Origin of the sequence: Micromonospora sp. NPDC007220 (assembly GCF_040634035.1) — a bacterium.
Lineage (GTDB): Bacteria > Actinomycetota > Actinomycetes > Mycobacteriales > Micromonosporaceae > Micromonospora > Micromonospora reichwaldensis.
The window spans coordinates 127,893-141,949 of sequence record NZ_JBEYEU010000013.1; the positions used below are offsets into that span (position 1 = coordinate 127,893).

The 14,057-nt window shown below is 71.3% G+C and carries 12 protein-coding genes; 10 read left to right on the forward strand and 2 right to left on the reverse strand.

From position 1 onward, the window contains the following. The first annotated feature begins 8 nt into the window (after positions 1-8). Positions 9-1,589 carry a hypothetical protein gene (locus ABZ573_RS21945; RefSeq protein WP_151452699.1) on the forward strand — a complete coding sequence of 527 codons (1,581 nt, stop codon included), beginning with the start codon at positions 9-11 and terminating at the stop codon, positions 1,587-1,589. Between the two features lie 66 nt (positions 1,590-1,655). Here ABZ573_RS21945 and ABZ573_RS21950 read toward each other — a convergent pair whose 3' ends face one another. After that, positions 1,656-2,786 carry a nucleotidyltransferase family protein gene (locus ABZ573_RS21950; RefSeq protein WP_192581245.1) on the reverse strand — a complete coding sequence of 377 codons (1,131 nt, stop codon included), beginning with the start codon at positions 2,784-2,786 and terminating at the stop codon, positions 1,656-1,658. Between the two features lie 364 nt (positions 2,787-3,150). Here ABZ573_RS21950 and ABZ573_RS21955 point away from each other — a divergent pair, with 364 nt between their 5' ends. From ABZ573_RS21955 to ABZ573_RS21990, 8 genes are read left to right on the forward strand one after another with little or no spacing between them, the layout of a single operon-like run. Next, complete coding sequence (locus ABZ573_RS21955) at positions 3,151-4,194, forward strand: aldo/keto reductase (RefSeq protein WP_151452701.1); 1,044 nt, start codon at positions 3,151-3,153, stop codon at positions 4,192-4,194. Further along, positions 4,191-5,282, forward strand: a complete 1,092-nt coding sequence (locus tag ABZ573_RS21960) for an NAD(P)-dependent oxidoreductase (RefSeq protein ID WP_151452702.1) — start codon at positions 4,191-4,193, stop codon at positions 5,280-5,282. The genes ABZ573_RS21955 and ABZ573_RS21960 overlap by 4 nt, the downstream gene beginning before the upstream one ends. Continuing rightward, the gene (locus tag ABZ573_RS21965; RefSeq protein WP_358120472.1) at positions 5,275-7,656 is read left to right on the forward strand and encodes a pyridoxal-dependent decarboxylase; all 2,382 of its coding nucleotides are present in this window, start codon (positions 5,275-5,277) and stop codon (positions 7,654-7,656) included. The genes ABZ573_RS21960 and ABZ573_RS21965 overlap by 8 nt, the downstream gene beginning before the upstream one ends. Then, complete coding sequence (locus tag ABZ573_RS21970) at positions 7,653-8,735, forward strand: monodechloroaminopyrrolnitrin synthase PrnB family protein (RefSeq protein ID WP_192581246.1); 1,083 nt, start codon at positions 7,653-7,655, stop codon at positions 8,733-8,735. Before ABZ573_RS21965 ends, ABZ573_RS21970 begins: the two co-directional genes overlap by 4 nt. Next, positions 8,719-9,834 carry a hypothetical protein gene (locus ABZ573_RS21975; protein ID WP_327027932.1) on the forward strand — a complete coding sequence of 372 codons (1,116 nt, stop codon included), beginning with the start codon at positions 8,719-8,721 and terminating at the stop codon, positions 9,832-9,834. The genes ABZ573_RS21970 and ABZ573_RS21975 overlap by 17 nt, the downstream gene beginning before the upstream one ends. Next, on the forward strand, positions 9,818-10,450 hold the full coding sequence (locus ABZ573_RS21980; RefSeq protein WP_358120477.1) for a class I SAM-dependent methyltransferase: 633 nt from the start codon (positions 9,818-9,820) through the stop codon (positions 10,448-10,450). Before ABZ573_RS21975 ends, ABZ573_RS21980 begins: the two co-directional genes overlap by 17 nt. After that, positions 10,447-11,652, forward strand: a complete 1,206-nt coding sequence (locus ABZ573_RS21985) for a hypothetical protein (RefSeq protein ID WP_358120480.1) — start codon at positions 10,447-10,449, stop codon at positions 11,650-11,652. Before ABZ573_RS21980 ends, ABZ573_RS21985 begins: the two co-directional genes overlap by 4 nt. After that, positions 11,645-12,472, forward strand: a complete 828-nt coding sequence (locus ABZ573_RS21990) for an HAD hydrolase family protein (protein ID WP_358120483.1) — start codon at positions 11,645-11,647, stop codon at positions 12,470-12,472. The genes ABZ573_RS21985 and ABZ573_RS21990 overlap by 8 nt, the downstream gene beginning before the upstream one ends. 3 nt (positions 12,473-12,475) lie before the next feature. Here ABZ573_RS21990 and ABZ573_RS21995 read toward each other — a convergent pair whose 3' ends face one another. Next, positions 12,476-12,943 carry an NUDIX hydrolase gene (locus ABZ573_RS21995; RefSeq protein ID WP_225851927.1) on the reverse strand — a complete coding sequence of 156 codons (468 nt, stop codon included), beginning with the start codon at positions 12,941-12,943 and terminating at the stop codon, positions 12,476-12,478. A 314-nt stretch (positions 12,944-13,257) separates the two neighbouring features. Between ABZ573_RS21995 and ABZ573_RS22000 the strand changes: the two genes are divergently transcribed. Then, complete coding sequence (locus tag ABZ573_RS22000) at positions 13,258-13,959, forward strand: alpha/beta hydrolase (protein ID WP_151452708.1); 702 nt, start codon at positions 13,258-13,260, stop codon at positions 13,957-13,959. Positions 13,960-14,057 lie beyond the last annotated feature (98 nt).

Sequence of the window (14,057 nt, forward strand, 5' to 3'; positions counted from 1 at the left end):
GCACCATCTTGCAGACGATCACCGTGCTGGGCCGCGTCGTGGCGATCCTGTTCGCCGCGCACGCGGTCTGGGTACTCGTTTGGATCATCGTGGCGGCACGGGCGGTCCGCGACCGCCCTGCGGCGCCGGCCACGGCCCCCGCGGACCTTCCCGTCATCGTGGTCATGCTGCCGGCCCTGCGCGAGCAGCGGCTGGTGCGCGAGACGCTGGAATCGTTCGCCACCGCGCGCTATCCCGGGACGTTGATATCGGTCGCCATCACGAGCGAACGCGAGACGGCCGAACGTGCCGCCCAGGAGGCGGCCCTGCCCGCCGTGGTCACCGAACTACACGGTCTGGCCAGGCGTGGCGGCCGGGAGCGGGCACTGGAGAAGGTGCTCGCGCCGTCGGTGATCGCCGCGACCCTCGACGAGCTGGAGCGGACGTCACCGGACGAGTGGCCCGGCGTGCTGCGCCGCGCCTTCGACGCGACGCCCACCACCGAGGAGCTGTGCCGGCAGATCACCGCCGAGTTGAACGGCAGGCCCGGTACGCACCGCTCGTGCCACGTCCACTTCCCCCACACCGACGGGCGTAAGGGTTCCCAGCTCAACTACGCGGTGGAGCTGCTACCCGAGTTGTTGCCGGGCGTCGACCCGGACAGCGTCTACCTGGCCGTCTACGACTTCGACGCGGTGGCCCACGGGGAGACCTTCGTGGCGGTGGGAGACCTGGTGCGTGGGGCGGTCGCCGCGGGCCGCCGCCCGCCGGCGCTGCTGCACCAGGTGCAGCTGCCGCTGCGGTTCCGGGCTCCCTTCGCCCCCGGTGCCGACGGCGCCCTGATGCGCGGACAGGTGCTGTACTGGCTGCGGCGTGGCCTGGCCGTCGAGGTCGGGCGGATACTCCAGAACGACCTGTTGCGCCGCAGCCCGCGCCTGGTGCGACTGCTCGCCGCGCCGTTCCGCCCGATGATCTACGCGATCGGCTCGGGGACGTTCGTCCATCTCGGCGCGTGGCGCGAGCTCGGCCCGTTCCCGGAGATGCAGGAGCCGGTCGGGCACCGCGCCTCGCTGCTCGGCGTCGAGCAGGCGTTGGTGCCGAGCTTCAACCTGACCGAGCCCTACTACCAGACCAGGTCGATGATGAACGGGTGGGCCAATGTCTGCTACGGCAGCCTGGGGGTCGCCCGGGAACTGGACCACGTACGCCCCTACCCGTCGCCGGTCAGCCTGCCAGGCAAATGGTTGCTGGTGGCGAAAGAGCTGTTCGACATCGGCATCTGGTTCGCCGGGGTGCTGCTCATCCCCGCCGGGCTGGTGATCACGGCGCTGGGGGGCGGCTGGTGGACCGTGCTCGCCGTCGGCACCGGCCTGGTGGCATATCCCGTCACCGCCGTCCTGCTGCTGGCGCTGCTGCCGCGACTGGGCGGGATCGACCGCCAGGACCGCTCCGTCAGCTGGTTGACCGGGAGACGTCCGCGGCTGACGCTCGTGGCGACGTTCGTCGCCGCGCCCTTCGTCAGCGCCACCGGCCCGTGGCTGATGTTCCTGCGCATGCTCCGCTCCTGGCGCGTGGGCACGCCGGTGCTGTCCGGGAAGACCGAACGGTAGACCGGTCCTCGCGTCGCTCGCGAGGCAGGAGGCGCTCGGGCGGCATCGCCCAAGCGCCTCCTGTCGTCACACGAGTGACTTCGAGGCGGGCAGGTCGCGGTCGGCGTCCGGGTCGAAGAACCGGGTGAGGAAGTCCTGCTGCCAGGCGCGCGGCTCCGGCAGGTCCCACTGGCCGTACTCGTTGAGCAGGCGCTCCGGCTCCGGGCACCGTTGCCGCAGCGCGGTCAGGGCGTCCGCGGGGACGGCGTCCGGGAAGAGCATCCGCAGGTGCGCGAGCCCGTAGAAGACGGGGCCGGCCACCGCGTACTCGTCCACCCGCTCGAGCAACAGGTCCCACGAGAGGTCCGGGCCGGCACGGCGTACGACCTCGGCGATGTCGACGTACTTGAGCAACTGCCGGTGCTTGCCGCGGTTCATGAACCTGAGGGTCGTCGAGGTCTTGTAGATGTGGGCGGCGAGGTCGATGACCGCGTCCTCGGGGGACGGCACGAGGAACGAGGCGTCCCCGTACCGGTGGCGGCCGGCGTGCGCCAGGACGGCACCGACCGGAACGTCGTAACCCTTGCCGGGCAGCGCCAGCGAGACGTTGATGTCGATGCTGACGATCGGCCGGTGGAACTCGCCGAACTTGTTCATCTTGGGCAGGTCGCTGCCGTACAGACGCCAGAAGGCCCGCTCCCGCTTGCTCAGCGGGACGATGTCGACGCGCGTCGGGTTGCCTTCCACATAACCGAGTCCCTCGAGCGCCTTGACCAGGGTGGGCGCCTCCTCCCTGGTGACGAGGACGTCCAGGTCACCCATCGGTCGCGTCCCGGGCTCCTGGTAGACCGCGAAGGCCAGATGGCCGCCCTTGCGCATGAGCACCGTGATGCCCTGGTCCGCCGCAGCGTCGCTGATCGCCTGGACCTCAGCCAGCATGAGCTCGTTGGCACGTTGCGTGTCCCGGTAGGCGGAGTACAGGAGCAGCACGACGGGAGAGTCGATGCCCGCGACCCTCTCGGTGGTCAACAGGCGCCAGAGATGCCAGCCCACGAGGGGGGCGACGCGGTGCCTGGCGGCCTGGACGGCAAGATGCCCCCAGTCCAGGCGCGGCTCGTCCTGACTGATGATCGTGCGCACACGAGCCATCTGCGTGTCCGTCACCTGCTGCCTGCTGAGCAGGAGCAACAACTCCGATTCGGCTGACAACTCGGCCATTCGGCCTCCTTCTCGACGGTGCCCCGGCATTGCACGGCGCTGACTCGACATCCGTCCGCAGTGGCCACGAGATCACTCTGCGTGAAGCTCGCCCCTGGACCGGCGGCAAAGCTTAACGGTCTCCAGGAAGCGTTTCACCTGCCTGTCGGCCAGACGCGGGCAAGGGCGTCGCCGCCGACGGGGCGCGTTCCGCTGCTGGGTGGGGCGCTGGCGTGGGGCCCGGGCCGGCAAGGAGGTTGACCAGCGCTCAACTGCTGCCCGGCGATCGTTCAGCTGATTAGTGGACTCTCGCTCCGATCTTGATCACTATAACCGTCAGCGGCACAATGGCCGCTGGGTTCGGTGGAGACAGCAGGGGGCGTGGATGGAGTTCCATCAACTGGGCCGCAGTGGTTTGCGTGTATCCACGGTCACTCTGGGTACCTTCAACTTCGGCGGCCCGACCGACGAGGCCGCGGCAGAGGAGATCATCCACACGGCTCTCGACGCCGGCGTCAACCTCGTCGACACCGCCAACGCCTACCAGGACGGCCGCAGCGAACAGATCCTCGGCAAGGCCATCCGTCACCGCCGCGACGACGTCCTGATCGCCACCAAGTGCTACAACGAGGTCGGACCGGGGCCCAACGACTGGGGCAACTCCGCGTACGCCGTCAAGCGTGAGTGCGAGCGGTCCCTGCGCCGCCTGGGCGTCGACCACATCGACATCTTCCACCTGCACCGGCACGACCTACGGACGCCCGTCGAGGAGACCCTCGGCGCCCTGGCGGACCTCGTACGGGAGGGGAAGATCCGCTACATCGGCACGTCCACGATGCCAAGCCCGGAGGAGATGGCCGAGCAGCCCGGCCTCGGCGTGGTGCCGACCTGGCGTCTGGTCGAGATGGCCGTGCTGGCACGAGGCTCGCTCGGCACGCCCGGCCCGATCGCCGAGCAGTCGCCCTACAACCTGCTCGAACGCGAGGTGGAGCGGGACATCCTCCCCATCTGCCGCGAGTACGGCGTCGGCTTCGTCGCCTACAGCCCGCTGGCGATGGGCTACCTCAGCGAACGGTTCCTCGGGGAACCGCCCGCCGACGCCCGCTTCACCGAATGGTGGTCACCGCGCGGCACGGTCTGGGAGCCGGTCCAGCGGGCCCTGGCCGCGCTGCTGGAGCTCGCCGCCGAGCACGGGCAGTCGCTGCCCGAGTTCGCCCACTCGTGGCTGTCCGGCAGCAGCGACGTGACCAGCACCATCATCGGTCCCCGGACCCTCGACCAACTCACGCTCGCGCTCAGGGCGACGGAGACCACCGTCGACGCACAGGCCCGTCAGGCGGTCGACGCGATCGTCGCCCCCGGCAGCAGCCTGTGGTTCCGGACCATCGAGCAGGGCCATCGCGGCACACGTGACAGCGAGGAATCTTGAGCCAGGGCATGAACGACCTCACCTCCCGCCGACCCGTCGTGCTGCTGACCGACGACGGTCTGCTCTCGGAATTCTGGGCGTTCCTGCGCGAGCGGCTGGAAGAACGCCTGTCCCCGACCTGCGACATCCGCTACCTCGACGTACGCGAAAGCGATCTGGCCGCCGCCGACTGGGCCGACATCGACGCCGTCGCCCTGTTCGGCGGCGACCTCACCCACGACATGATCGCCGCCGCGACCCGGCTGAAGGTGGTGGCCAGCGAAACCGACACCTGCGGGATCGAGGCCATGGACGCGTTGTGGGACGCGGGCATCCCGTTCGTCGAGGGAACTCCCGGCTGGGGCCAGTCGGTCGCCGAGTGCGGACTGAGCCTGATCCTGTGCGGGCTGCGTCGCATCCCGCAGTGGCACCACGAGGTCATCACCGGCTTCCGCCCCTGGGACTACCCGTACGTGCAGTTCTGCGACGATCCGCGCTTCGCCAACGGCACCGTGGCGGGCAAGACCGTCGGCATCATCGGGGTCGGCGAGATCGGCGGGCGCATCGCCAGCTGGTGCGCCATGCTCGGCGCGACCGTGCTGGCGTACGACCCGTACCGCTCCCCGGAGCGCTTCGCCGAGGTCTCGGCGGAGTCGGTGGACCTCGACCGGCTGGTGCGGGACTCCGAGATCCTCGTCGTCGCGGCACCGGACACCCCCAGCGTCACCGGCGTGGTCGACCGCGACCACGTCTTCGCCCTGCGGCGGGGCGCGCTCGTCGTGACCATCACCCGGGCGGCCGCGATCGATGCCGCGGCGCTGCGGGAGCGGGTGCTCGCCGACGAACTGGCCTGGGCCGCGGACGTGTACGACGTCGAACCGCTGCCGGAGGGCGATCCCCTCATCGGCAGGCACAACGTGGTCCACCTGCCGCACATCGCGGGACGAACCAGGGACGCCAACATCGCGGTCGCCGACATCGTCGCCGACGACATCCTGCGCGTGCTGGCGGGAGAACAGCCGCGGCACCCGCTGACACCCCAGCGACTGCAGGTCCGGCTCGGCCGAACGCCGGCCGCCCGGCACGGCAAGGACGGTACCGGTGGGTGACCTGGAGAACGGCTGGACGATCAGCGACACGTTCCCGGCCGCCGGGCTGAGCCCGAGCGAGCTGACCGCCGGCCTCGACCGCGCGTACGCGGAGACGACCGGTTGGGACGATCCCACGGTGACCCGGCTCGGCTTCGCCATGTCGGCCCCGCACGAGGTGGCCCTCTCCGCCTGGACCCGGTTCCTGGCGCTCAACAGCAACAACGTCGGAGTACACACCCCCTTCGGCGCCGGGCGCGCCGGCACCCGGCGGCTCGAACGAGAAGCTCTGCTGGGCCTCGCCGGCCTGCTGCACGCCGACTCGGCCGACGGCCACATCACCTCGGGCGCGACCGAGGCGGTGCTCCAGGGACTGCGCATCGGGCGCAATGCCGTCCGGGCCGACGCGGCGTCGCGGGTCACCCTCATCACCAGCGAGTTCGCCCACCACTCCGTCACGAAGGCCGCCGAGGTCCTCGGCCTCGACCTGCGCACGATCGCACCCGGCCCGAGCTGGGTCATCGAGCCGGAGCAGCTGGCGCAGGCCGTCGAGGCGGCGGTCGCCGCCGGCGCGACCGGCATCATCGTGGCGCTGACGGCCGGCTACTACAACAGCGGCCTGTGCGACCCGGTCGATCAGCTGGCCGCGCTGCTGCGGCGCCGCGCGGTGCAGCTCGCCGACCAGGTGCGGTTCTTCTGCTACGTCGACGCGGCCCACGGCGGCTTCATCTTCCCGTTCAGCGATCCCGCGCTGGCCTTCGACTTCCGCAACGTCGGCGTGCACGCGATGGCCCTGGACCCGCACAAGTCGGGGCTACTGCCGTACTCGTGCGGGGTGCTGCTCGTACGCAAGGGCCTGCTGGGGCACGTCACCGAGGCGAGCCCGGTCACCGGGATCGTCGACTCGACCCTGACCGGGTCCCGCCCCGGCGCCGCGGCCGCCGCCCTGTGGGCCACCGTCTTCGGCCTCGGCCACGCCGGTTTCACCGCGGCGATCCAGGAGTGCCTGCGTCGCCGGGACCTGATCGCCGACGCGATCCGGGCCGCCGACCCGGAGGCGGAGATCCGGCCGGCACCCGCCTCACCTGTCGTCGTGGCCGGCTTCTCCACACCGGACGGGCTGCTGCCGAAGGAATTCACCGAGCGCTACCGGCTCCTCGCGGTCAGCGCGCCGGCGCCACAGGGCGGACGCCGCAGCTACCACCACTTCTACGCGGGACACAGCCTCACCGACGAGCAGATCGCCCGTTTCGCCACCGGCTTGTCCGAGGCGGTCGCGCAGGCCAGGGCCGCACGTGCCAGGCCCGGGCGCGGGAAGGCCGACGCCGGTGTGCCGGAGCAGTTGCGTGACATCGCCGCCGACACCGACTGCTTCCGGCACTACATCGTGCATCCGCCGGGCCGCCGCGATCCGGACGAGCCCGGGTACTCCTTCCACACCTTCCTGCACCGCTCCACCACCGGCGAACCCCTCCAGGTGCGGGAATGGGGCGAGACCGCGACGGGTCGCCAGGCGCACGTGTACGCCCCGGATCTCGCCGACCCGTTCGGCAACGAACTGTTCGGCGTGCGGACCGCCGACTACTACGTCGAAGTGCTCGACCGGTCGCAGCAGAAGCTGTCCCTGGTCGGGGGCGTGCACTTCTGCGTCGGCACCGGTGACCCGGGCGAGCGGGTGCTGATGAACCTGGAGAGCACGGGCGAGTTCCGGTCGCTGGAGTACAAGTTCGGCGAGGGCGAGTTCACCGACGAGATCCAGTGTTTCCGGGACCGCGTCGTGGTGAAGCTCGGAAAGAGCGCGCGTGGCTTCCGGCGGCGCGCCCACAGCGACGAGTACTCGTTCTCCATCGACACGTCGTTCGAGTGCACCGTCGAACTCGCCGACGACGACCGCCCGGCCCGGTTGGACATGCTCCGGGTCAGCGGCGATCCGCTGCTGCCCCGGCGGACACACCTGCTACGGCAGGAGTACCAGCGGTTCCCGAACCGCTTCTTCGACATCGAGTGCACGGTCGTGGTGGGCGCCCGATCGGCGGACGCCTGGCGGTTGTCCGACCTGGTCGCCGCGTCGGCGGCGGACGCGCTGGTCGCCCGGTCGGGCCTGGTCGGCCGCTGTGTACCCGACGTGTCCGGGAACGCCGGCGAGCTTGTCGTGACCACCGCGTCGTTGCCTGCCGGACGGCGGACCCGGATGACGGTCGACACCGGTGTGGGCCAGCGAATGGCCCGCCTCCTGCCCGTCTTCGACGTCTCCGAACCGGAACGGCTGCGTGTCGACGACGTCGTCGCCGTCGCCGATCACGGCGCCGACCTGATCCGGGCGCACGCGGCGGTACGGAGCACGGACGGCGGAACCGAGACGGTCCTGGCCACCGCGGTCGGGGTCGCGGCATGACCACTTCCTTCATCGGCGCCGACCAGAACGCCGACGACCTCGCCGTGGCCGCGATGGACCCGCTGCGCGCCGACGACATCCTCGCCGAACTGCCCGCCGCCAACGAGCGCGCCGACACGGCGTGGATGGTCGACGCGCTGGCCGACCTCATTGCCGACTTCGATACGGCTGACGTCCACACGGCCCGAGCCGCCCTGCGAGACCTGGGCTTCCTCGCCGCCTCACTCGTCCGGCACGATCCCGACGCCGACCTGCACGGCATCGAGCCGACACTCCTACGCCTGGCCGCCGTCGCCGACGAGGTCCCCCGCGACACCGTGTACAGCTACACCACGCGCAACCCGGTCGGCCCCCGCCGCCGCGGCTTCCTGCTCAGCGACGAAGAGCACGTGTTCATCGACTCGGTCGTCGCCGCGACCCAGGCGCTGAACCTGGCCGTCGACGACCTGGCCGCCTGCCGCGACCGCGCCGACCTCGACGAGGACGTGCTCCTCGCCGCACTCGGCCAGGTGCACGACGGGGTCGAGGTCCTGCGCAAGAACCTGCGTACGGTCCAGCGGACGATCACCCCCGACTACTTCTCGCACCGGCTCCGGCCCTACTTCCCGACGATGGACATCGGCGGGAAGGCCTACATGGGTCCCGGCGGCGCCCAGATGCCACTGCTCGTCCTCGACGTGCTTCTGCTCGCGCCGAGCGAACCGGGGCAGCTCGGCGCGTGGCACGACGACTATCTCGTGGAGAACGTGCTCTACCTGCCGCCCACCCACCGGGCGGTGTGCGACGACACGCTCCTGGCGTACCGCAGCGGCAACTCGCCGCTGCTGCGCTGCCTGCTCGAGTCGCCCCGGGTGCGCGCGGAGTATGCCGCGCTGCTCAAGCGCATCCTGCGCTTCCGCTACCCCCACCGCCAGGTGGCCCGGGCCAACATGGCGATCCGGGCCGAAGGCTCGCTGGGCAGCGGCGGCTACACCGTCGAGGCCCTCGACCACCTCATCGAGATCACCACCTCCAAGGCCGCGGTGACGCTGCCGTTGCCCCGAGAGCGGAGAGGAAGCGCCGATGACCGCGACCGGTAGTGTGGCGGGCTTCGCCCCCGTACGGGTGGGTTCGGTGCGCGGCGCAGTCCCGTCCGTGCCACCCGCCGCCGGAATCGAGGGCCGGGTGCGCCTGCGCTACCCGAACCGGCTCAACGCGATGGCACTGGACCCGAGCAAGGTGCTGCCCGGCGCCGGCTCCTACCCCGCCGGTGAGCTGGTCTTCGTCACCGACCTCTTCACGAGCGTCGAGGTCCAGGCCACGGCGTCCGGCGACGGCGTCGAGATCGCCGCCGACAGTGCCCGGCCGGTCCTGGGGCGCCACGCCGCGCTGCTGATGCGCCAGGTCCTCGGCCTCACCGGCGGAATGCGGATCACGATCCGCTCGCATCCGCTGCCTCCGCACGTCGGTCTCGGCAGCAGCAGCGCCGTCCTCTCGGCCGTGGCGGCGGCGATCAACGAACTGTGCGGTCGGCCGCTGGACCACCGGACGCTGATGCGGCTGCTGGTCGACAACCACGGCGAGGAGATCGACGGCAACGACGACGAGATCATGCCGGTCCAGTGCATCGGCGGCTCGGCCGCCGCCGGTCTGGTACCCGGCGCGATCCAGGTGGTCTCCGGAAACGCCGTCGCGCTGCTGGCCGCCCCCGCGCCGGCCGGGCACACGATCGTGCTCGCCGTACCACCGGACCTGCGCAGCTGGGACGCCTCGGAGAGCCTTCGCGCCGAGGCGGAGAACTTCGACGGGTTCCTGGAGACCGGCCGCCGATACGCGCCGCAGATCGCCTACCGGTTGCTGCACGAGTGCTGGCCCGACCTGGTCACCGGCACTCCGCGCACCCTCGGGCAGCTCGTCTTCGACTACCGGTTCGAGATGGGCAGCATCCGCAACTGCGCCTTCTCGCACCCCCGCCTGCTGCAGTACGCGGAGCAGGTGCGGCAGCTGTTCGAGTCGGAACAGGCCGCCGTGCTCAGCCTGTCCTCGGTCGGGCCGCTCTTCTTCGCTCTCACCGAGCAGCCCGACGCCGTCGCGGCCGGCTTCGAAGCCGCGGGCCTCACGACGTTCCGCGCGATGCCGTGGGACCAGGGCTACCTGATCGACGAGTGCACGGTGAAGCGCCATGCGCGCGACGGGTGACTACTGGAACCGGCCGGACGTGGTGACGGCGTTCGCCACGGCGTCGCCGCCGGGATACCTGGCCGACATCGTGCCGCAGGGCGGCCCCGGCGCGGTGGCGCTCGACGTCGGCTGCGGTGGTGGGCGGAACCTGCCGCTGCTGGCCGAACGAGGCTACCGGGTCGTCGGACTCGACCTGCACGCGGAGATGGTGCTGCGCGCACAGGGCGTCGCCCCCGGTGCCGCCTTCTGCCAGGCGGACGTCGCTGCGCTGCCGGTAGCCAACGCGCGGGCCGCGGTCGTGGTGTGTCACGGGGTCCTGCACAACCTGCCCCGGCCGGAACAGGTCTCCGCGGCCATCGGCGAGCTGGGTCGGGTCGTCGCCACCGCCGGCGTGGTGTCGCTGAACCTGTTCAGCGCGGCGCATCTGGACCACCGGCTCACCCCGCTCGCCGACGACCGCCACCGGCTCCCCAACGGACAGGTGATGACGCTGCTGCCGCCGGTGCGGATCGCCGAGCTCTGCCGTGGCGCCGGATTCCAGTTCGTCGACGGCCCGTTCGAATACCTCCACGATGCCGACCCCGGCCAGCGCTCAGTCTGGCGGGCCGTCCTGCGACCGACGGGGACCCGATGATCCAGAGCGAAGCAACCCTCCTCGACACCGATCCGGCCGAGCTGGCCGATCCGCACGCGCTGGCGGCACGGCTCGGCGTACGCGCCGGGACCGTCCGGCTGGGCCAGACCCGGATCGCGGTGAGCAGCGCCGACCCGCGAGCCATCACGTACCTGCACGACCTGTTCACCCCGGCGAACGACATCTGGGAGCACCTGCCCGACGACTTCTCGCCCTGTTCGCTGACCGCCGTGAACCTCGCCGTCTCCGACGCGTGTTTCGCCCGGCTGGTCGAGCACTACGCGGCGCAGGCGGTCCGGCGCCAAGCCGTACATCTGCACGTGGCCGCACCCGGGATCCGCTACGAGCTGGCCGACGGGACCTGCGCCGTGGTCTCGGAGCCCGACGAGATCGACGGCACCAACCTCGTCGTGCAGTCCCCGCGGGGCCTGGTGTTCGTCACGACCGCGCGCCCCTACGCCCACCTGGCGCTGGCCCGGCACCTGCGCGAGTTCGGCTACCGGCGGGGCGAGAGCGACGGTTGGGCCGGGCTGCACGCGTCCTGCGCGGCCACCCCCGAGGGCAACGTGGTGGTGATCGGCCGCTCCGGTGCCGGCAAGTCCACCACCGCCCTGGCCCTGGCCGCTGCCTCCGGCTGCGCCTTCGTCGCCAACGACCGGGTCATGGTCCGCGCGGACGGGGAGCAGGTGACGGCCTGCGGCATGCCGGTGCCGATCCGCATCAACGGCGGCACCATGCACGCGCTGGGCCTGAAGGACGCGACCAGCTGGCAGCTGGCCCGCCGGCAGCCGGACTTCGTCACCAGCGACTGGCAGAGCTTCTGCGGAGACTCCAAGCTGAACCTGCTGCCCGTCGAGTGGCGTGCGCGCACCGGTACCCCCCTGGTCCCCTCCGTGCGGCTGACCGCCATCGTGCTGCCCCGCGTGACGAAGGACTCCGCAGTGCTCAGCGTGCGTCGGGTCGATCCGGACCAGGCGCGCGAAGTGCTCACCGAGCAGCTGATGACTCCGGACGACGACGTGTTCGTCGAGGACTGGCTGCATGCCCGCACCCGCGACCGCGACGAGATCGGCACCCTGGCCGGGCGGACGTTCGAGGCACTCATGCGGTTGCCGATCCTGGTCGCCGAGCTCGGCACCCGCAACACGCTGGTGAATCTGTCCAGCTCCATCCGCGAGGCGCTCGGAACGCTGCGTGCCTGACCTCGCCTTCGCCGCGTTCGACCTGGACGGCACGCTGGTCGACGAGCGCGGTGTGCCGTTGCCCGGCACGATCGAAGGGCTCGCCCGGCTGCGCGACCGCGGTCTGGCACTCCTGCTGGTGACGGGACGATCGACGGTGCTGTTCGAGGCGCTCGGTCTACCCGAGCACCTCCTCGAACTGTTCGGGCCGCGCCTGCTGCTCGACAACGGCAACGTCGAGTACGACCGCGCCACCGCCCGGGCGGCATATCGCCGCGCGCTGCCCCGCGAGGTGGTGCCAGCGCTGCTCGCCGCAGGTTTCACCGAGCTGGTCGCGGAGCTGGATCACCGCTATGTCGCGACGTCCCGGCGGGCGTCCACGTGGTTCGCGATGGCACACCGGCTGCCCCGATCGTCCATCGAGGTCGACCCGCAGCTCGGCGGGGGGGCGCAGGTCGGCTCGGTGCTGGTGCTGGATCGTGTGCCGCTGCCCGAGGGGCTGTTGGGCGGGGCGGTCGAGGCGATCCCGTTCGCCGGCACCGCGGCGAAGCTGCTGCGGCCTGCGGGGACCTGCAAGACTGCCGCGGTGACGGCGTTGCTGGCCGAGCAGGCCGGTGAGGCCGACCTGAAGCGGGTCATCGCGTTCGGCGACGGGCGCAACGACCGGTGCCTGCTGGCCTCTGCGGCGGTCGGGGTCGCGGTGGCCGACAGCCACGCCGACGCCGCTGCACGCGCGACGATGCGGCTGTCGGGCCCGATCGGAGACTTCCTGGCCGCCTTCCACCCGGACACGCTCGTCCGGCGTGACCGGCCCGACGTCGTGGAGGATTGCGCGCACTGAGGGTCACCAGCGCCCGAGCAGGACCTCCCGGTCGTCCCGGTTGCGCCAGATCCAGGTGGTGCCGGCCGGCACCTCACCGGTCAGGTAACCGAGGATCGGCTCCCGCTGGTTGTCGCTCTCGAGCTGCCCGATCAGCTTGAGGGCCTCCGGCAGCGGGAAGAACGCCGCCTCGGCGATCTCGTCGTCCTCCGGCAGGGTCTCGCCCTCCCAGTCGTTGATCTCGAACGCGATCGCGAGTGCCGACGGGTACCGCTCGGAGTCGATGTGCATCACGAACGCGGTGGCGACCGGGTCGCCGACCACCAGGCCGGTCTCCTCCTGCATCTCCCGCCGCAGCGCCTCGTGGAAGACCTCGCCGTCCTGGACGCCGCCGCCGGGGAGCGACCAGAGCATCTCGCCGTTCGCGCCGAGGCTCTCCCGCACCAGCAGGATCTCGTCGCCTCGCCGGACGATGCCGATGACAAGCTGCACGCGAGAAACAGGCGCCCGCGTCGGCGCTTCAGATTCAACAGAGGTCATAAGCAGAGAATCCTACTGGTCCGCCCGGCGGTGACACTCCCCGGGCGTGCCCGTCGCCGGTGCCGCATCGGGCGATGACCGGGGGTGATGCCGCTTCAGGGGAGCACTCCACTCCGGCTCGGCGACAGCTCGTGTACGGTCGACCCTGCCGTGCATGGTTGCCGACCGAGGAGGTGAGTCCGATCAACGCTGTGACAGGTCGGGACTCCCTGCCCCGCATGGTCTAGGGAGCGCCCGCAAAGGCACCCGAAAGGCCCACGTTCCCGATGCACATCCACGAAGAGTTCTTCACCGTCGGTGGCGTCCCCGCTGTCAGGTGGACCCAGGACGACGACACCACCGCCCCTCGCCCGCTGATCCTCCTCGGCCACGGCGGCGGCCAGCACAAGACCGCCCCCGGCATCCTGCACCGCGCCCACCGCTTCGTGACCAGCGGATTCACGGCCGTCTGCGTGGACGTTCCGAACCACGGCGACCGGCCGACCGATGCCCGTTACCAGGACATCGCCACCGAGATCCAAGCCCGCGTCGACTCCGGCGACGAGCTGGCCCCGCTGCTCGCCGGGTTCCAGGCCATCGTCGCCGAGCAGACCGTACCGGAGTGGCGGGCCGTCCTGGACCACCTCGGGTCGGAAGCCGTCGGCTACTGGGGAGTGTCGCTGGGATGCGGGCTCGGCGTGCCGTTCGTGGCCGCTGAGCCCCGGGTCCGCGCGGCGGTGCTGGGCCTGGGTGGCGCCGCGGCCCCGGCTTCCGCCGTAGCCGCCGCACAGATCACCGTGCCGATCGAGTTCCTGGTCCAGTGGGACGACGAGCGGGTGCCCCGCGAGCAGAGCCTGGCCCTGTTCGACGCGTTCGGCTCGGCCGAGAAGACCTTGCACGCCAACCCGGGCCGCCACGGCGACCGGCTCCCGGAGCATGAGCTGGACAGCGCGGTCCGGTTCTTCACCCGCCACCTCATGCCGCGCTGACCGTCATCGCATCCGCCGCCCCGCTCGATCGACACGACGGCAGCAGCCGGTCGGGCGGGGCTTGGTGGATGACGTCGACGCCGCACCGGCCGGCCGAC